Raw genomic sequence first — 18,114 nt, forward strand, 5'->3', positions numbered from 1 at the left:
CCCAGTCCCCCTAGACGCCGAGAGGAGGCGATTCCTGTGATCAGCATCACCACGAGCTTCAACAGCACCGTCAAAATGACCGATCTCTCGGTCGCTTCCACCTGCCTGCTCGGCGTCTCGAACCTGGGCACCGGTCTGTCCGGCAATCCTGCTGTCCGGCCGGCGTCCTCCGTGTCTCTCGCGGGTCTTCCCGTCAGTGAGCGCAATGAGCGACCGATCCAGGCACTGGAAGCAGCAGTAGTGGCAGAGGCGCGTGCCTATGCCTTTGCGGCAGCCGGTGCCGGATCCCTGAAGCAGACGAAGCAGCACCACACGATGTGGGCCTTCCGTGGGCCTGAACCCTGGAGTGATCCAGCCTGATTCTGATCAGGCCGGCGCCTTCAGGGCCGCGGAACCCCACCCGGGATCCGCGGCCCTTCTGTTTGTCCCCGACCGGGGACGGCGGAGCGAAGGGGCCTCGGGAAATGAAAAGAACCCGGTACCCAGCCGCCAACCGGCCAACCGGCCGGCACGACCAGACGAGGAAGACGAACCGTGCAACTCGAAGCGCACGCCCCGTCCGTACCGCCTTCCGAAACGATCTCCCCGCCCGGCCTCACGGAGGACTCCACCTTGATCCCGCTCACTGCGCTCACCGCGCTCGACGACGCCATCGAGAACCTCGGCGTACCCGTCCCCTGCCGTTCCTACGACCCGGAGGTCTTCTTCGCCGAGTCGCCGGCCGATGTCGAGTACGCCAAGTCGCTCTGCCGCACCTGCCCGTTGGTCGAGGCCTGCCTCGCCGGTGCCAAGGAGCGGCGTGAGCCCTGGGGCGTCTGGGGTGGCGAGCTCTTCGTCCAGGGTGTCGTCGTGGCCCGCAAGCGGCCGCGTGGCCGCCCGCGCAAGAACCCGGTCGCGGCATGAACATCCGAGGAACGATCGACCGCCCTCTGACGAACGACCCCAAGAAACAGGCCCCGATGAAGCCGTCCACCAGCGAGCCCGCCGGTTCCGCAATCCCAGACTTCACCACCACCGACGCGAAGGACTCGCGTCAGAACAGGACCCGAGAGATGCAACTCATTCCAGAAGCCCTGGCTCGTGCGCATATGCACGAGCGACTGCACGAGGCCGAGCGTGAACGCCGGGCCCTGCGCCTGGCGTCCGCCCGCCGGATGCAGCGTCGTGCCGAGCGCGCCTCGATGCGTGCCCGGCGTGCGCTGGCCATGGCGGTCATGCAGTAGCCGACGGCAGTCGCAGGCATAGCAGCAGGAAGTAACTCCTCGCGGGGGTCGGTCCGACAGGGCCGGCCCCCGCAGTGCGTCCGGCTCCGCGGTGCGTTGCGTCCGGCGAACCGTCGATCACGGCGATATCGTCGCCGGGTGACGAGTCTTCCCGGGGACAGTGACAGCACCGGCTCAGCGCAGCGGCCCGACGTTGCCGAGGCCGAGCACATCGTGTGCGCTCGCTGCGGCACCCCGGCCGACGGCCCCCGGCCGACGTGGACCTGTTCCGTGGAGAACGGCAGCCATCACTACTTCTGCGACAGCTGCGCCCGTACACATCTGAGGGCGATCGAGGGACGGCTGGACTCCGCGTGGTGGTGAACCGCGCCCCGTCAGGCTTCGGCGGCCTGCTCCCTCTCGCCCAACTCCTCCGCAGGCAGGAAACCGGGCAGCCACTCCTCCAGTTCATCGCGTAGACGGACCGTCGCGCCCAGTTGGCACAGGACACCGATGGTGCTGAGGGTCACGCGGTGTATCAGGAGATACGCCGGGGGCAGGTTGAGCTGCTTGCCCAACTGGTAGGCGGGGGAGCGGGGGTCGCCCACGCGGGCGGCCTGGCTGCGCATCCAGCCGCGGGTGAAGGTGAACTCGTCCGCCCGGGCCGGTTCGATGATCGGCACGAGATAGTCCAGAACCGCGTCGGGTTCGAGCTCAATCGACTCCTTGACGAAGCCCTCCTCGCAGAGCAGCTCATAGACCGCCTCGGCCTCGCCGTCGAGGGTCATGCGCAGGGACTCGCCGATCGTTGAGGGCAGGCCGCCGGGGAGGCGGTCCACCGTGCCGAAGTCCAGGACGCCCAGACGCCAGCCGGTCTTCTCGTCCGGCAGGAGACGGAAGTTGCCCGGGTGCGGATCGGCGTGCAGCAGCCCTGTGCGGGCGGGGCCCGAGAAGAGGAAGCGGGCCAGCAGCTGGCCGGCTCGGTCCCGCTGTTCCTGGGTGCCGTTGGCGATCACCTCCGACATCGGTATGCCGTCGATCCATTCAGTCACCAGAATCTGGTCGCACTGGTGGACCACCGCCGGTACCAGAACATCCGGGTCGCCCGCGAACTCGGCCGCATGGGTCTCCTGAGCCTGCGCCTCCAGTCCGTAGTCGAGCTCCTCGGACACCCGGTCGCGCAGCTCCGCGATGAGTGGTTTGACGTCCATCCCCGGGATCAAGGGACCCAGGAGCCTGGCGAACCGGCTGAGCTGGGTCAGATCGGACAGCAGGGCCTCGCCCGCTCCGGGGTACTGCACCTTCACCGCGACCTCTCGGCCGTCATGCCACACCGCGTGGTGCACCTGGCCGATGGAGGCCGCCGCGGACGGCTTGTCCTCGAACTCGAGGAACAGCTCGGACCAGTCCCTACCGAGCCGCTCCTCCAGCACGGAGTGCACGGTGCGTGTCGGCATCGGAGGCGCCGCCTCCTGGAGCTTCGTCAGCGCCGCTCGATAGGGTCCCGCGACCTCTTCGGGCAGCGCCGACTCGAAGACGGACAGTGCCTGCCCGAACTTCATCGCGCCGCCCTTGAGCTCACCGAGCACCTTGAACAACTGCTCGGCCGTGCGCTGCTGCAACTCGCGGCCGACGATCTCCGCCGACTTCCCGCCGATCCGTTTGCCGAGCCCCCAGGTGGCCCGCCCGGCGAAGCCGAGTGGCAGCGCGGCGAGTTTGGCCGTACGGGTGACTGCCTTCCGAGGAAGATCAGACATGAGCCCTCCAATTACCGGACAGCCGAGCCGCGTACGGCTGTTGCTCCGCCATTGTCTCGTGCGGCTCCCCGTCTTCCGAGGCGCGCTCCCCCTTCTTACCCTTCTCCGCCGCGCCGCACAGGCATGCGGGATGCGGCCAGACCGGCCTCGCATGCCAGTCGAACCCCGGTACGGACGCCTCCCAGCGTGCCCCGGCGCTGGAAGGCAGCTCCCCGTCGAGGTAGGCCAGCGCATGACCCGCGGCCATCCCGGCGACCCCGGCCGCCAGCGCGAGGTCGCAGGCTGGGACCTGGCGCTGCTGCCCGGAGCGCCACTGCGCGACCAGGCGCGGCCAGGTCGGATCGCGGTCGGTACGCCCCTGGTCCAGACAGCCCGCGCAGCCCGTGTCCCCAGGCAGCACCAGAGGGCCGACGACTCCCGTGCCCTCCACGACGCCCGCGTACAGGTGCGGTGTTCCCGAAGTGATCAATGACTCGGTGGCTGCCGGGTCGGGCGCGTGGACGGCGAGACCGTCTCGCGGTGTGAGGATCACCAGCGACAGCCCGACTTGCTCCGAGTCCGGGGGTGTCCGGGGTGGACCCTCCGGCGCCGCTTGTCGTACCGCGCGCCGGGCGGCTTCCTCCCGGCGTTGACCGATGGACTCGGCGGGCAGCCCGCCCGGCGCGACGTCCGACGGTTCGACGCAGCCGCTGTCGCGAACATCGACCTGACCCACGCCCGCGCCGGCGAGCAGTGAGGCAAGGATCACTCCCACACGGCCGGCCCCCCGCACCTGTACGCGCAGTGAGCGACGGGCGGCCAGCCGTTTCATACCTTCGCCCGGTTCGGGGGCGACGAGGGAGAGAGAAGCGAGGTCGGGACGCAGCCGGTCGAGGACCGCTTTCTTCTTACGCAAGGTGTCCGCGGCCGGGCCGCCTCCGGTGTTGTCGTCCAGCAGCCCGGACCGGGCGAGCCGGTCCAGCAGCCCGTCGACATGCCCGTCGGGAAATCCCATCCTGCGCCCTTCCTCGCGGAGGAGCGGCAGCCCGCGTGTCCCGTTGAGGAGATCGAGGAAGCTGCCTGTCGCCGTGTCGACCGGGCCAAGGATTATCGCGTGCGCGGGCGCCATTCCGAACTGGACGGTGTTGAGATCCCGCCAGCCGCGCCGCAGCGCCGGCTTCACGATCGGATGCATGACCTACCCCCGTACTCCGTGGATCGTCCCCGTGTGTCGGCCGGTGTGGGTCCCGCTTCGCCGACCGAATGCCAGCATGCCGTTCGCGGCCCGAGGGTGCCGAAAGTTATCCACAGGCGGCGCCATACGTCGTACAAATCGAGCGCGCAGGGTGCGGATCGGTATCGAACCGTCTTCGGGACGGGACTTCCCCCATGTGCAGCGGGTAACGTCGGGGCGTGCCCGCCGACCCACTGCACCGCGCCGGAAAACCACAGCGCAGTACGACGAGCCCGCCGCCAAGCGGCTCGGGGGCGAGCGCGATCGAGGTTCGAAGGAGCGCGCGAAGGCGCAGAACGGTCTCCGCGTACCGCGAGGGCGATCGCACCGTTGTGCTCATCCCCGCCCGGATGTCCGAGGCGGAGGAACAGCGCTGGGTGACTGTCATGCTCGACAAACTGGCCGCCCAGGAGAAGAAGAGGGTGCCCTGTGACGCCGAGCTGACCGAGCGTGCAGCGCGTCTGTCGGGTCAGTACTTCGACGGCCGGGCCCGGCCCACCTCGGTTCGTTGGGTCACCAACCAGAACACGCGCTGGGGCTCGTGCACACCGGCCGAGGGAAGTATCCGTCTGTCGCACCGGTTGCAGGGCATGCCCGAGTACGTCGTCGACTACGTACTCGTCCATGAACTCGCGCACCTGCTCGTGCCCGGTCATGGGCCCCGCTTCTGGCGGCTCCTGGAGGCGTATCCGCGTACGGAGCGTGCTCGCGGTTACCTCGAAGGGGTGGTGGCAGCCGATCGGCTGCCGCACCCGCCCGCCACGCGCGACGATTGAGCGGTCGGCCCACCCGCGCCGAAGCCGGCCTGTCCGCACCGAAGGGGCGGTTGTGTACCGGGTCTGTACCGGCTCCCTCCACTGTCAGAGTTTGCCGTTAGCCTGGCGCGACGCACTTGCTTTCGGGATGGGGGACGGTCGTTACGCATGGGCAGGGAATTCCAACGCGGCCACAAGGCCAAGATCAGTGACCTCACCGCGGGCACCGATCTGTACGTAGGTGTGCAGATCGCCGGCCCCGGGCTGACCTTCGACATCAGTTGCTTCGGTCTGGACGCCGACGAACGGCTCTCGGACGATCAGTACTTCGTCTTCTTCAACCAGCCGAAGTCCCCCGAAGAGTCCATTCAGCTCCTCGGCGCCCAAGCGGGTGACACCGAGTCCTTCCGTGTCACGCTCGACCGCATCCCCGCGAAGATCCACAAACTGTCGTTCACCGCGACCCTCGACGGCGCCGGGCAGATGTCCCAGATCGACCCCGGATATATCCGGATCGTCGCGGGCGGTGAAGAGGTGGCCCGGTACCCGTTCAGCGGCGCCGAGTTCTCCACGGAACGCGCCGTGATGCTGGGCGACTTCTACCTGAAGGATGTCTGGCGGTTCGCCGCCGTAGGACAGGGCTTCGACGGTGGCCTCGACGCGCTGCTGAAGAACTTCGGCGGCGAGGTCGCCGAGGAGGAGCCCGCCGCGCAGCCGCCGCAGGCCGCCGCCGCACCGTCCTTCGCGCCCCCGGCCCAGGCCACCCCACCCCCCGCGTTCGGCGCGCCGAGCACACCGGCACCCGTGCCGCAGCCCGCCGCCCAGGGCTTCGCGCCGCCGCCGGGAGCCACACCGCCGCCCGCCCCGGCGCCCGCGCCCTCGGTGCACGCCGCACCGACCATCGTCGCGCCGCTGCACACTCCGCCGGGCGGCAACGTGCCACCGCCGGGGCCCGCACCGTACGTGCAGCCGCCGGGCCGGCCCGGTCCACCGCCGGGCTACAGCCAGCAGCCTCCCGGTCAGACGGCTCCGCCGCCGCCCGGTTACGGTCAGCAGGCACCGCCCGCACCTCCGGGATATGGCCAGCAGGCGCCCACCGCCCCTCCCGGATATGGACAGCAGGCTCCTACGGCACCCCCTGGCTATGGACAGCAGCCGCCGTTCGGCCAGGTCCCCGGGCAGATTCCCGGGCAGCCGGGTGCGCCTTCCTCGTACGTCGTTCCCCAGGGAGCCCCACAGGGCGGTGCCGGTGTGTCCGCCGCGTTGCAGGCATTCAAGGAGACGCCCACCGGGCAGCGCTGGACCCAGCAGAACAAGAAATTGGTCCGCGTCGACCTCGGCGCGGGCGGTGATCAGGCAGTCCTGGCGCGCCAAGGCAGCATGGTGCTTTACCAGGGCAAGGTCGACTTCAGCTACAAGGGCGCCGGCTTCGCCGGGCGGATCGTGGGCAACGCGACCGGCCAGGAGATGCAGCTGATGCGCTGTTCGGGTCGCGGACAGGTGTTCCTCGCCGAGAACGGCTCCCATCTGCACCCCATCGAACTCCAGGGCGACGGAATCTGTGTGTCCGCCGAGAGCGTCCTCGCTTTCGACGAGACGCTTCAGTACGAGGTCCGCAGGATCGAGGGGCACGGCATCCCAGGGGGCGCGCTTTTCACGATGCAGTTCCAGGGGACCGGCACGATCGTCGTGAAGACCCACGGTGCGCCCGTCGTCCTACCCGTCACGCCCACGACCTTCGCCGACTGCAACGCGGTGGTCGCCTGGTCCGCGGCCTCTCAGGTGATCGTCTCCAGCCAGGTGCGGATGCGCCGGAACGCCTATCCAGGCGACACCGGGGAGAGCGTGAATCTCCAGTTCCGCGGCGCGCCCGGCAATTTCATCGTCGTCCAGCCGTACGAGGTCTGAGGGAGCCCGTCATGAACCAGCCACTCTCGGGCTTCGCCCCGGCACCCGTCACCGCCCGCATGGAGAACCACGGCAATCACATGCTGAAGGTCGCCATGCAGACCGGAAACGACCTCCTCGCGCGCGTGGGATCGATGGTCGCCTACGAAGGGTTCGTCCAGTACGAGCCCAACCCGCCCGCCGTACGTCAGATCGCCCGCGACTGGGCCACGGGTGAGGGCGCGCCCCTGATGAAGGCCTCGGGCGACGGCCTGCTGTACCTCGCCGACTACGGGGCGAATGTCGTCGTCATCAACCTCGACGGGGACGCGATCTCCGTCAACGCGACGAACCTGCTCGCCTTCGACGCCCATCTCACGTGGGGCGTCGAGCGCGTCAAGGGGCTCGCCAAGTTCGCCGGACAGGGCCTGTGGAACACGAAGATCTCCGGGCAGGGCTGGGTCGCGCTGACCTCCCGGGGCAAGCCGATCGTCGTCGACTGCGGCGGTGGTGAGGACGAGACGTACGTAGACCCGGACGCGCTCGTCGCCTGGTCCCCGAACCTCAAGGTGAAGGGCAAGCGCAGCTTCAAAGCGCAGTCGCTGATCGGACGGGGCAGCGGCGAGGCCTTCCAGATGGCGTTCTCCGGGCAGGGCATCGTCGTCGTCCAGCCCAGTGAGGACAGCACCGACCGTCTCCGAGTCCGGGGCTGAGGGGGAGCAGGACATCATGCAGAGCCCGCTTTTCGGCTACAACGAACAGCAGACCCAGGAGCGCTACAGCCTGCAGAACTCGCAGATGCTGCGCGTCGTCCTGGAGGGCCACGACGACATCCTGGCGCGCAAGGGCACCATGGTCGCGTACCAGGGGCTCGTCGAGTTCGACGCCGAGTACCAGAACAGCGGCCAGCAGCGGTCGCGCGCACACACCGGCGAGGGCCTCGACCTGATGCGCTGCCACGGGCAGGGGACCGTCTACCTGGCGAACCTCGCCCAGCACGTGCACGTGGTCGACGTGGACCAGGACGGTCTCACCGTCGACAGCAGTTACGTACTGGCGATGGACTCTTCGCTGCACCACGAGGTCATCGCCGTGGACAGCCAGTACGGCATCTCCGGCTCGGGCAAGTACCAGCTCAACATCACGGGTCGCGGCAAGGTCGCGCTGATGACCTCCGGGATGCCGCTGCTGATGCAGGTCACGCCGGACAAGTACGTCAACTGCGACGCCGACGCGATCGTGGCGTGGTCCACGAGCCTGCGTGTGCAGATGCAGGCCCAGACCCACTCCTCCGGAGTATTTCGGCGCCGTGGCAACACGGGCGAGGGCTGGGAGCTCAGCTTCCTGGGGCAGGGCTACGCGCTCGTCCAGCCCAGCGAACTGCTGCCGCCGCAGAACGCCGTGATCGGCCAGGGGGTGCGCGCCCAGTACGGCGTGGGTCAGCAGGGCGTGCAGGCGCAGAACCAGGGCAACGCCTGGAGCTGAGCGTCCAGGAAGCTCCACAAGTTCAGCGAAGCTCCGTGCAATTCCCCGAAGTGCGGGTAAGGGGCGGCCGCCGTAGTGGTCGCCCCTTACCCGTTCACAGTCGCGCGCGGGTCGCTTCCAGGAGTCGTACGACCGACTCGTCGGCCACGCCCGCGACCTCCTCGTACGCGAACCAGCGCAGGTCGAGCGACTCGTCGCTGATCTCCTGCACGGCTCCTGGCGCGGCCACCACGGCGTACTGGACGTCGAAATGGCAGTGGCACGGCGGCGGGATCGGATGCCGGTCGAGCCGCACCGGGCCACCGGGGAGCAGTTCGAGAGCCGCGATGCCCGACTCCTCCGTCGCCTCACGCAGAGCCGCGGCCTCCAGCGTGGCGTCCTGCGGCTCGCAGTGACCACCCATCTGGAGCCACATGCGCAGTTTCTTGTGGAGGGTCAGCAGCACGCGGCTGTGCTCGGGATCGATCACGAGGGCGCTCGCCGTGATGTGCCCTGCGGTGCAGGCCTTCCACATGCCGTCCGGATGCGCCGCCAGATGGTCCAGGTACGCCTGGCGCAGCTCTTCCTGGTCCTCGTAGCTCTTGAGTACGAGGACCGCGTCGTCGTACAGGCTCACTCGGCGTCGTCGCCCTTGCCGTCGCCCTTGTCGTCGTCCTTCTTCAGGTTCGGCTTCTCGCCGGAGCCGGAGCCGGAGCCGGAGCCGTCAGCCGCCTCGCCGAGCATCTTGTCGATCTCGGAGAAGTCCAGCTGCTCGCGGTGCACGAAGCCGTCCGGGTCGTCCAGGTCGGAAGCGGTGGGCAGCATGTCCGGGTGGGCCCACAGACCGTCACGCCCGTCGACACCGCGCGCGTCGGTGAGCGAGGCCCACAGACGGGAGGCGTCCCGCAGACGGCGGGGGCGCAGCTCCAGGCCGATCAGCGTGGCGAAGGTCTGCTCGGCGGGACCACCCGACGCGCGACGGCGGCGCAGCGTCTCCCGCAGCGCGTCCGCGGACGTCAGACGCGGCTTGGCGGCCGCGTGCACGACCGCGTCCACCCAGCCCTCGACGAGCGCGAGAGCCGTCTCCAGACGGGCCAGCGCGGCCTTCTGCTCCGGAGTGTCCTCCGGCTGGAACATGCCCTGCTGGAGCGCGTTCTGCAGCTCCTCCGGGTTCTGCGGGTCGAACTGGCCGACCACGTCCTCCAGCTTGGCCGTGTCGACCTTGATCCCGCGCGCGTAGCCCTCGACAGCGCCGAACAGGTGAGAGCGCAGCCACGGCACGTGTGCGAAGAGGCGCTGGTGGGCGGCCTCGCGCAGGGCGATGTAGAGCCGCACCTCCTCCTGGGGGACGCCCAGGTCCTTGCCGAACGACTCGATGTTCAGCGGCAGCAGTGCGGCCTTGCCGGCCGGGCCGAGCGGCAGGCCGATGTCACTCGAACCGACGACCTCGCCGGCGAGCACGCCCACGGCCTGCCCGATCTGCGTACCGAACATGGCGCCGCCCATGGAGCGCATCATGCCGATGAGCGGGCCTGCCATGGCCTGCATCTCCTCCGGCAGGACCTCGCCCATGGCCGCGCCGACGCGCTCGGCGACGGGGTCGACGAGCTCCTTCCACACCGGCAGGGTCGCCTCGACCCACTCCGCGCGGCTCCAGGCCACGGCGGAGCCCGCTCCGGACGGCAGCGAGGTCGCGTCGTCCAGCCACAGGTCGGCCAGGCGCACGGCCTCCTGGACCGCGGTGCGCTCGGCTGGGCCGACGCTCGCGTCCTTGGTGCCGTCAGAGGTGCCCTGGGAGACCGTCTGGCGGGCGATCTGCTTGGCCATGTCCCAATTCACCGGACCGCCCTCGTACGAGAGCATCTGGCCGAGCTGCTGGAACGCGGCGCCCAGGTCATTGGGGTTCATGGAACCGAACATGGCTGCGAGCGGATTGTCGGCGCCGGGGCCGCCGGCTCCGGGGAACCCCCCGAAACCGAACGGGTTGGCCGGTCCCTGACCACCGCCGCTCTCCTGGTCCTTCTTCTTGCCCTCGTCGCCGTTCTCCGGCTCCTCCGGCGGAAGGCCGAATCCGAATGGGGTGTCACTCACGGGATTCCTCGGCTGGTAAGGCCGCCGGTTCTTCCCGACGGCGGCTTGCCCGACAACACACCACCCAGCGTAGACACCCCAGCCCGATCGGGCCTCGGTGCTTCGCCGACTCTCCGCCTGCGGCAGGATGGATGCCACCTGGTACGCACGCGTCACGCGCGTCCGTTACTGAAGACAACCGCTGGAGACGCCCGGTGAGTTCCCCAGATCCACAGGTTCGCGCAGCGCGAAACCACTCAACCAGCCCGGCAGCGCGCGGGCCCGTCGTCGCGGTCACCGGCGCCGCGTCCGGCGTGGGTGCGCTGCTCACCGAGCGGCTCGCCGCCAGCGAGGGGATCAAGCAGGTCATCGCCATCGACGAGCGGCGCGGCGAGTGCGCGGCCGCCCAGTGGCACATCCTGGACGTCCGGGACCCGGTGATCGCCGAGAAGCTGCGCGGGGCGGATGTCGTCGTGCACCTCGCCCTCGACCTCGATCTGGAGTCGGACGCGGCGGCACGGACGGCGTACAACGTCCGGGGGACGCAGACCGTGCTCACCGCCGCCGCGGCGGCCGGGGTGCACCGAGTGGTGCTGTGCACCTCCGCGATGGTCTACGGGGCGCTGCCCGACAACGAACTGCCCCTCTCGGAAGACGCCGAACTGCGGGCGACCGCCGAGGCCACGGGGGTCGGTGACCTGCTGGAGATCGAGCGGCTCGCGCGACGGGCGCCGCGCGCGCATCCGGGTCTCAATGTCACCGTCGTACGGCCCGCTGTGCTCGTTGGCGGCACCGACACGGCCCTGACCAGGTACTTCGAGTCGCCTCGGCTGCTTGTGGTGGCGGGGTCGCGGCCCGCGTGGCAGTTCTGTCACGTCGAGGACCTGTGCAGTGCTCTGGAGTACGCCGTCGTGGAGAAGGTCGAGGGGGAGCTGGCCGTCGGGTGCGACGGATGGCTGGAACAGGAGGAGGTCGAGGAGCTGAGCGGGATCCGGCGGATGGAGCTGCCGTCCGCGGTCGCTCTTGGCGCGGCTGCTCGGCTGCACCGGATCGGGCTCACCCCTTCGCCTGCCGGTGATCTGGCCTACACGATGTATCCGTGGGTCGTGAGCGGGAGTCGGCTGCATGACGCCGGGTGGCGGCCTCGGTGGAGCAACGAGGAGGTCCTCGCGGAGCTGCTGGAGGAGGTCGCCGGGCGGCACACCGTGGTTGGGCGGCGGCTTGGGCGTAAGGACGCGACTGCGGCGGGGGCCGCGGGGGCGACGGTGGCGTTGTTGGGGGCGGCTGCGGTGGTGCGACGGGCGCGGAAGGCTCGGCGGCGGATCTGAGGGCCTCGGCCTGGGGTGTGCCCAGGCGTGTTCATGCACCTTCACCCTCTGGCTGCTGCTGGCGTGGAGGTGGGTTTTCGCCCCCTCCGCCCCTTCCCGTCCCGTTTCTAGGGGCTGCCGCCCCCAGGCCCCCGCTGTCGGCCTGGACGGCCGCGTCCTCAAACGCCGGACGGGCTGAAAAATCTCTGGCACCGGATTCTCGGAGGCTCCTCCGAAGGGGTACGCCCTGTGACGGGTGAAAACGGTATTCCTTGGTGTCGGTGGGTTGCGGCACGATGGGCGTATGGCACCTACCTATGACCATCCCGGTGAGCAGGGCGCGCAGGATCCCATTCGGCTGCTCGCCATTCGTGAGGAACCGTTGTCCCTCGACGAGGTTTTCCGGGCCGTGGGGGACGACTCCGCCGGGGGGACCGCGTTGTTCGTGGGGACGGTGCGAAATCATGACGGGGGTGCCGACGTCGATGAGCTGGGGTACTCCTGTCACCCCAGTGCGGAGGCCGAGTTGCGGCGGGTCGCCGAGAAGGTGGTCGCCGAGTACCCGGTGCGTGCGCTGGCCGCCGTCCACCGGATCGGGGACCTGGGTGTCGGGGATCTCGCTGTCGTCGTCGCCGTGTCGTGCCCGCACCGGGGTGAGGCGTTCGAGGCATGCCGCAAACTCATCGACGACCTGAAGCACGAAGTGCCGATCTGGAAGCACCAGAAGTTCTCGGACGGCACGGAGGAGTGGGTCGGGGCCTGCTGAGGGTTCACCGCATTCGTTGGCCCGAGTTCGTCGGCCGAGTTCGTCCGCCGAGTTCGTTCACTGACGTGTCATCCGCCTTCCGGTTGCGTAACCGACCCCCGGGCGTGAGCGTTGACACTGCTGATGGTTAATCTGCTGATCAGTCAGTTGCGGTCGCTCATGGGGTTGGGAGGTCGGCATGGCGGCACTCGCCTGGTTGCTGATTCCGCTTTTGGCTGCGATCGGTGCCGGACTGTGGGGTGGTTGGGCCAGCCGGAATCGCAAGACCGCGGGAGACGGCATCGAGCTCGACGGTTACGCACGCTTCCGCGCGGCCATGGAAAAGCCCGAGACCGTCGCGCGGTACGAGGCCGTGGCCAGGTACAGGGACGTGGAGCGGCCCGGGGTCGACAAGACGTCCGCAGCTGTCACAGCTGTCACAGCTGTCACAGCTGTCACAAGGACGTCGATGGCCGTGGCCAAGACGCCGGCGGTTGTCGTCAAGGCGCCCGCGACTGTCGTCAAGACCTCCGTTGCTCTGAAGAAGTCCTCCTCCGACGTCGTCTGACGGTGCGCTCGGGCCTCTGGCCTCTCAGGCCGATGCCGGCCCCGTACGGACGGCCCCGACGGTGCGTTGACAGCACCGTCCCGTAATGTCGTGGCATGCCACGCCGCACCGCGACGATGCTCGCCTCCACCCTGATCCTGATCGCGCTCCTGTGCGCGGGAGTGTTCATCAAAGTGCCGTACTCGGAGATGTCGCCGGGTCCGACCGTGAACACCTTGGGCGATCACGACGGCGAGCCCGTGCTGCAGATCACCGGGCACAAGACCTACCCGGCCACCGGGAATCTCAATATGACGACGGTCCGGGTCACGAGCGCCGACTACAACATGAACCTTGTCGAAGCGGTCTACGGCTGGCTGGCGCACGACAACAAGGTGGTCCCGCACGACACGCTCTACCCCGACGGCAAGACGGAGGAGCAGTCGACGCAGGAGAACGCCGAGGAGTTCAGCCAGTCCCAGGAGAGTGCCAAGGTCGCGGCCCTCGAGGAGCTGGACATCCCTGTGCAGTCCTGGGTGATCGTCTCCACGGTCCTCAAGGACTCTCCGGCCGAGGGAAAGCTGCACGCCGGGGACGTGATCAAGGCTGTTGACGGTACGGCGGTGAAGGCGCCCGGCGACGTCGCGGACCTGGTCACCAAGCACAAGCCCGGCGAGAAGGTCGTCTTCACGATCGTGCCCGCCAAGGCGCAGGCCGCCGCCGAGAAGGAGAACAAGGCGGCGACCGAGACCGAGGACGTCACGCTCACCACCAAGGAGTCCGACGACGACGGTGCTTCCCGGGCCATCGTCGGCATCTCCGCCGGTACCGACCACACCTTCCCGTTCACCATCGACATCAAGCTTGCCGATGTCGGCGGACCGAGCGCGGGGCTGATGTTCGCCCTCGGAATCGTGGACAAGCTCACCCCGGGCAACCTCACCGGCGGCAAGTTCGTCGCCGGCACCGGCACCATCGACGACGCCGGCAAGGTCGGCCCGATCGGCGGCATCGAGATGAAGACGGTCGGTGCGCGGGAGAAGGGCGCCCAGTACTTCCTGACGCCCGCGGACAACTGCGCGGCCGCCGCCAACGACACCCCCAAGGGGCTCACGCTCGTCAAGGTGAAAACCATCGACGACGCGATGAGCGCCCTCAAGGACATCAGTTCCGGCAAGACGTCCGATCTGACGAAGTGCACGACCAAGTAGTCCGAAGGACTACTCCGCGAAGGTCGCCGACAGCGCCTCCGCCAGTCCCGGGACCAGCCCCGAACCTGTGAGCACCTCCGTGGGGGCGTCCTTCTCGCGCAGGCGCAGCGCGGAGTCCCGGGTGCCGTCGCGCAGCACACCGACCGTCATGCGTACCTCCTGACGGTCCGGGTGCTCGGCGACCCACTTCGTGAGCTTCTTCTCGCTGAGGCCCTCCGGGACGGAGGCTTCCGCGGACGGCGGCAGCATCAGCCGCTCCACAGTGAGCGCGCAGCCGACCACGGCGTCCGGCCAGGCGATGGTGCCGAGGAACTCGTCCAGCGGCTTGTCGGCAGGGATCTCGTCCTGCTCGATGGGGGTGAGACCGGTGGTTTCCTGCTCGTCCTGCAGACCGAGCTGGGCCGCGAGGCCGGGTTCCTGGGTCCGCAGCCGAGCGGTGTCTACGAGGGCGAAGAGGCGAGCGGGCTGGTCCCAGCCGAGGCCGGAGGCGTACTCGTCGATCTCGAGTACGGCCCGGGTGAGCGGGCTTGCTGCCATGGGAGTGTTGGACATGGTCACAATCCTGCCTCGTTAGTACCCGGAAGCGGGAACCGAGTAAAGCGTGAGTAAGTTGCATAGATGAGGCCCCACGATCACGGAGCCTGACGAATGGTCCACGATCACGGGGACCTGACGGACCAACAGCGAACTTCGAGGTGCGCACCTTGGCTTTCCAGATGCCGGACCGCGGCGGAGGCCCGACGGGGCCACGGATCAGAGTGGGCCGACCGTCCCGGCGTGTCCGGACCCTGCTCATGACACTGGGCGTACTGGCCGCACTGGCCATGGCCTTCGTCATGTTCGCGGGGTTCTGGACGGACTGGCTCTGGTACCGATCGGTCCATTACTCGTCCGTCTTCACGACCACACTGTGGACGAAAATCGGGCTCTTCTTCGTCTTCGGGCTCCTCATGGCGGCCTCGGTCGGTGTGAACATCTGGCTGGCGCACCGGCTGCGCCCGCCGCTGAGTGCCATGTCGATGGAGCAGCAGAGCCTCGACCGGTACCGGATGGGGATCGCGCCGTACAAGAGGTGGCTGCTGCTCGGGATCACGTCCCTGGTGGGGCTGATCGCCGGCGCCTCCGCCTCGGGCCAGTGGCGTACATGGCTGATGTGGGTGAACGGGGTTCCCTTCAACCAGAAGGACCCCCAGTTCGGCCTCGACATCTCCTTCTACACCTTCGACCTGCCCTGGTACCGCTTCCTGCTCGGGTTCGGTTTCGCAGCCACCGTGCTCTCGCTGATCGCGGCCGCGCTCACGCACTACCTGTACGGAGGGCTGCGCATCACCAGCCCGGGGGCGCGTGCCACGGCTGCCGCCACCGGCCATCTCTCGGTGCTGCTGGGACTCTTCGTCGCGCTGAAGGCGGTCGCCTACTGGCTCGACCGGTACGGACTCGCCGTGAAGTCCAGTGACTTCAAGGCGACCGACAACTGGACCGGCCTCAGGTACGTCGACGCCCACGCGTATCTGCCGGCCAAGACGATCCTGTTCTGCATCGCGGTCATCTGCGCGCTGCTGTTCTTCGCCACCCTGTGGCGGCGCACCTGGCAGCTGCCCGTCATCGGCTTCGGTCTGATGGTGCTCTCCGCGATCCTCATCGGCGGCCTGTACCCGGCGATCGTCCAGAAGTTCCAGGTCCAGCCGAACGAGCAGGCCAAGGAAGCGCCGTACGTCACGAAGAACCTCAAGGCGACCCGGGAGGCCTACGGGATCCAGGACGCCGAGGTCACGGATTACGCGGGCACGAGCGAGACCACGGACACGACCAAGCTGCGCGAGGACGCCGACACCACGGCGAGTATCCGCCTGCTGGATCCGAACATCGTCTCGCCGGCGTTCCAGCAGTTGCAGCAGATGAAGAACTACTACGCGTTCCCGACCAACCTGGACGTCGACCGGTACACCGTGGACGGCACGGACCAGGACACGGTCATCGGGCTGCGCGAGCTGAACCTCGCCGGCATTCCGAAGAACAACTGGATCAACGACCACTTCCGTTACACGCACGGATACGGCGTGGTCGCCGCCAAGGGCACCACGGCGACCTCCGGCGGCCAGCCGCTCTTCACCGAGTCCGACCTGCCGTCCCAGGGCGACCTCGGCACGTACGAGCAGCGGGTCTACTACGGCGAGAAGACCACGCAGTACTCGATCGTCGGCGGTCCCCAGAAGGAGATCGACTACTCCGACGACGACGGCGAGAAGACCACCAGTTACACGGGCAAGAGCGGGGTCAACCTCTCGAACCCGGTCAACCGGGCCGCGTACGCGGTGGCGTTCAGTGAGCCGCAGATCCTCTACTCGGGCGCGATCGGCGACGGTTCGCGGATTCTCTACAACCGCACACCCAAGGACCGTGTCGAGGCGGTGGCCCCCTGGCTCACCATCGACGGCGACGCCTACCCGGCCGTGGTCGACGGGAAGATCCAGTGGATCGTCGACGCGTACACGACCACCAACGGGTATCCGTACGCCTCCCGTACCACTCTGGGCGACACGACGGCGGACTCGCTGACCGCGACCAACAACCAGCGCGCGGTGGTGGCCCAGCAGAACCAGGTCAACTACATCCGCAACTCGGTGAAGGCGACCGTCGACGCGTACACCGGAGAGGTCAAGCTCTACCAGTGGGACACCGAGGACCCGGTCCTGAAGACCTGGATGAAGGCGTTCCCGAACACGGTGGAGCCCAGGACCGACATCTCGGCCTCGCTCATGGCCCATCTCCGGTACCCGCAGGACCTGTTCAAGGTCCAGCGCGAGCTGCTGAGCCGCTACCACGTGAAGGACGCGGACACCTTCCTCAGCGGCAGTGAGGTGTGGCAGGTGCCGGACGACCCGACGAACAAGTCGGGTGACGCGGTCCCGCCGTACTACCTGAGCATGGAGATGCCCGGGGAGACGGCGCAGGCGTTCTCACTGACCACGACGCTCACGCCGAACGGCCGGGACAATCTGAGCGCCTTCATGTCGGTCAACGCCGAGGCGGGCACCCCCGACTACGGCAAGATCAGAATTCTGAAGCTGCCGACCAGCGAACCGGTCGACGGGCCCAAACAGGTCCAGAGCCAGTTCAACTCCCAACCGACCATCGCCGAGTCCATCAGACTTCTGCAGGGCGGTGACTCGGAAGTCGAGTACGGCAATCTGCTGACGGTGCCACTCGACGGAGGACTGCTCTATGTGGAGCCCGTCTACGTACGCGGTGGTGGACTCAAGTTCCCGCTCCTGCGCAAGGTGTTGGTGAGTTACGGAGGCAGGACCGCCTTCGAGAACACGCTCGACGCCGCGCTCAACAAGGTCCTGGGGACAGAGGGTTCGACCACCGAGCCACCACCACCGGACGACACCACGGAGCCACCGCCGACGTCGAACAACCCGACGGTCCAACAGGCGCTCACCGACGCCCAGAAGGCCTTCGACGAAGGCCAGGAAGCTCTCCAAAAGGGCGACTGGGAGGCGTACGGCGTGGCTCAGAAGGATCTTGAGGACGCGCTGAAGCGGGCGGAGGAAGCGCAGGCCAAGGCCGACGCGACCGGCGGTGGCAGCGGCAGCAGCGCGAGTCCGAGCAGCAGTCCGAGCGGTAGCCCGAGCAGCAGTCCGAGCCCGGGCGGCGACTGAGTCAGGGGCCACTCCGCGCCGTGGTACGGTTGCAACACAACGGCGCGGGGTGGAGCAGCTCGGTAGCTCGCTGGGCTCATAACCCAGAGGTCGCAGGTTCAAATCCTGTCCCCGCTACTGAAAATCGAAGGCCCGAATCCTGATCAGGGATTCGGGCCTTCGACGTGTGTGGCCCCGGGCGAGGCCTCGGTGGTGACCTGGCGGCTCCCGTGAAGTGCTGCTCCAAACGGGGGCAGTTGGAAAATCTGGGTTTGACTTGTCTCTCTGTGGGCATGTCGACAAAACGCTGAA

General features: G+C 68.3%; 18 protein-coding genes and 1 tRNA gene. 14 read left to right on the top strand and 5 right to left on the bottom strand.

Going from position 1 to position 18,114, the window contains the following annotated elements; genetic code table 11:
• Positions 1–36 precede the first annotated feature (36 nt).
• The 4 genes from ACFYPC_RS02325 to ACFYPC_RS02340 all read left to right on the top strand — a co-directional run bounded on the left by ACFYPC_RS02325 (position 37) and on the right by ACFYPC_RS02340 (position 1,586).
• Positions 37–360 carry a hypothetical protein gene (locus ACFYPC_RS02325; RefSeq protein ID WP_388669350.1) on the top strand — a complete coding sequence of 108 codons (324 nt, stop codon included), beginning with the start codon at positions 37–39 and terminating at the stop codon, positions 358–360.
• 174 nt (positions 361–534) lie between these two features.
• Positions 535–903, top strand: a complete 369-nt coding sequence (locus tag ACFYPC_RS02330; RefSeq protein ID WP_266454605.1) for a WhiB family transcriptional regulator — start codon at positions 535–537, stop codon at positions 901–903.
• Complete coding sequence (locus ACFYPC_RS02335; protein WP_388669353.1) at positions 900–1,223, top strand: hypothetical protein; 324 nt, start codon at positions 900–902, stop codon at positions 1,221–1,223. Before ACFYPC_RS02330 ends, ACFYPC_RS02335 begins: the two co-directional genes overlap by 4 nt.
• Positions 1,224–1,361: 138 nt before the next feature.
• A complete protein-coding gene (locus tag ACFYPC_RS02340; protein ID WP_388669356.1) occupies positions 1,362–1,586 on the top strand; it encodes a hypothetical protein in 225 nt (74 codons plus the stop codon).
• Between the two features lie 11 nt (positions 1,587–1,597).
• Here the strand turns inward: ACFYPC_RS02340 and ACFYPC_RS02345 are convergent, their stop codons facing one another.
• Positions 1,598–2,959 (bottom strand): ABC1 kinase family protein, encoded by a 1,362-nt coding sequence (locus tag ACFYPC_RS02345; RefSeq protein WP_388669358.1) that lies wholly within the window; start codon positions 2,957–2,959, stop codon positions 1,598–1,600.
• Complete coding sequence (locus ACFYPC_RS02350) at positions 2,952–4,133, bottom strand: TOMM precursor leader peptide-binding protein (protein WP_388669361.1); 1,182 nt, start codon at positions 4,131–4,133, stop codon at positions 2,952–2,954. Before ACFYPC_RS02350 ends, ACFYPC_RS02345 begins: the two co-directional genes overlap by 8 nt.
• A gap of 218 nt (positions 4,134–4,351) precedes the next feature.
• Between ACFYPC_RS02350 and ACFYPC_RS02355 the strand changes: the two genes are divergently transcribed.
• From ACFYPC_RS02355 to ACFYPC_RS02370, 4 genes are all read left to right on the top strand, one after another.
• Positions 4,352–4,948 carry a M48 family metallopeptidase gene (locus ACFYPC_RS02355; protein WP_388669364.1) on the top strand — a complete coding sequence of 199 codons (597 nt, stop codon included), beginning with the start codon at positions 4,352–4,354 and terminating at the stop codon, positions 4,946–4,948.
• 147 nt (positions 4,949–5,095) lie between these two features.
• Positions 5,096–6,835 carry a TerD family protein gene (locus tag ACFYPC_RS02360; RefSeq protein WP_388669367.1) on the top strand — a complete coding sequence of 580 codons (1,740 nt, stop codon included), beginning with the start codon at positions 5,096–5,098 and terminating at the stop codon, positions 6,833–6,835.
• A gap of 11 nt (positions 6,836–6,846) precedes the next feature.
• Positions 6,847–7,527: an AIM24 family protein gene (locus ACFYPC_RS02365; protein ID WP_388669370.1), complete on the top strand. Its 681-nt coding sequence runs from the start codon at positions 6,847–6,849 to the stop codon at positions 7,525–7,527.
• A gap of 16 nt (positions 7,528–7,543) precedes the next feature.
• Positions 7,544–8,299, top strand: a complete 756-nt coding sequence (locus tag ACFYPC_RS02370) for an AIM24 family protein (RefSeq protein WP_388669372.1) — start codon at positions 7,544–7,546, stop codon at positions 8,297–8,299.
• 94 nt (positions 8,300–8,393) lie between these two features.
• Here the strand turns inward: ACFYPC_RS02370 and ACFYPC_RS02375 are convergent, their stop codons facing one another.
• On the bottom strand, positions 8,394–8,915 hold the full coding sequence (locus ACFYPC_RS02375) for an NUDIX hydrolase (RefSeq protein WP_388669375.1): 522 nt from the start codon (positions 8,913–8,915) through the stop codon (positions 8,394–8,396).
• Entirely contained in the window at positions 8,912–10,369 is a 1,458-nt protein-coding gene (locus ACFYPC_RS02380; protein ID WP_388669377.1) for a zinc-dependent metalloprotease, read from the bottom strand. The genes ACFYPC_RS02375 and ACFYPC_RS02380 overlap by 4 nt, the downstream gene beginning before the upstream one ends.
• A gap of 194 nt (positions 10,370–10,563) precedes the next feature.
• On the opposite strand from ACFYPC_RS02380, the gene ACFYPC_RS02385 reads away from it, so the two are divergent.
• The 4 genes from ACFYPC_RS02385 (at position 10,564) to ACFYPC_RS02400 (ending at position 14,158) form a co-directional block, all read left to right on the top strand.
• Complete coding sequence (locus tag ACFYPC_RS02385) at positions 10,564–11,676, top strand: SDR family oxidoreductase (protein ID WP_385741730.1); 1,113 nt, start codon at positions 10,564–10,566, stop codon at positions 11,674–11,676.
• A 283-nt stretch (positions 11,677–11,959) separates the two neighbouring features.
• On the top strand, positions 11,960–12,421 hold the full coding sequence (locus ACFYPC_RS02390; RefSeq protein ID WP_388669381.1) for a molybdenum cofactor biosynthesis protein MoaE: 462 nt from the start codon (positions 11,960–11,962) through the stop codon (positions 12,419–12,421).
• A 178-nt stretch (positions 12,422–12,599) separates the two neighbouring features.
• Entirely contained in the window at positions 12,600–12,968 is a 369-nt protein-coding gene (locus ACFYPC_RS02395) for a hypothetical protein (RefSeq protein WP_388669384.1), read from the top strand.
• A gap of 95 nt (positions 12,969–13,063) precedes the next feature.
• Positions 13,064–14,158, top strand: a complete 1,095-nt coding sequence (locus tag ACFYPC_RS02400; RefSeq protein WP_388669387.1) for a PDZ domain-containing protein — start codon at positions 13,064–13,066, stop codon at positions 14,156–14,158.
• A 9-nt stretch (positions 14,159–14,167) separates the two neighbouring features.
• Here the strand turns inward: ACFYPC_RS02400 and ACFYPC_RS02405 are convergent, their stop codons facing one another.
• Positions 14,168–14,710 carry a PPA1309 family protein gene (locus ACFYPC_RS02405; RefSeq protein ID WP_388669390.1) on the bottom strand — a complete coding sequence of 181 codons (543 nt, stop codon included), beginning with the start codon at positions 14,708–14,710 and terminating at the stop codon, positions 14,168–14,170.
• A 164-nt stretch (positions 14,711–14,874) separates the two neighbouring features.
• Here ACFYPC_RS02405 and ACFYPC_RS02410 point away from each other — a divergent pair, with 164 nt between their 5' ends.
• Positions 14,875–17,823, top strand: coding sequence for a UPF0182 family protein (locus ACFYPC_RS02410; protein WP_388670024.1), 2,949 nt, complete (start codon positions 14,875–14,877; stop codon positions 17,821–17,823).
• A 43-nt stretch (positions 17,824–17,866) separates the two neighbouring features.
• A tRNA-Met gene (locus ACFYPC_RS02415) sits at positions 17,867–17,940 on the top strand.
• The last annotated feature ends 174 nt before the right edge of the window (positions 17,941–18,114 follow it).

It is taken from the genome of Streptomyces sp. NPDC005808, assembly GCF_042871385.1.
Classification (GTDB): domain Bacteria; phylum Actinomycetota; class Actinomycetes; order Streptomycetales; family Streptomycetaceae; genus Streptomyces.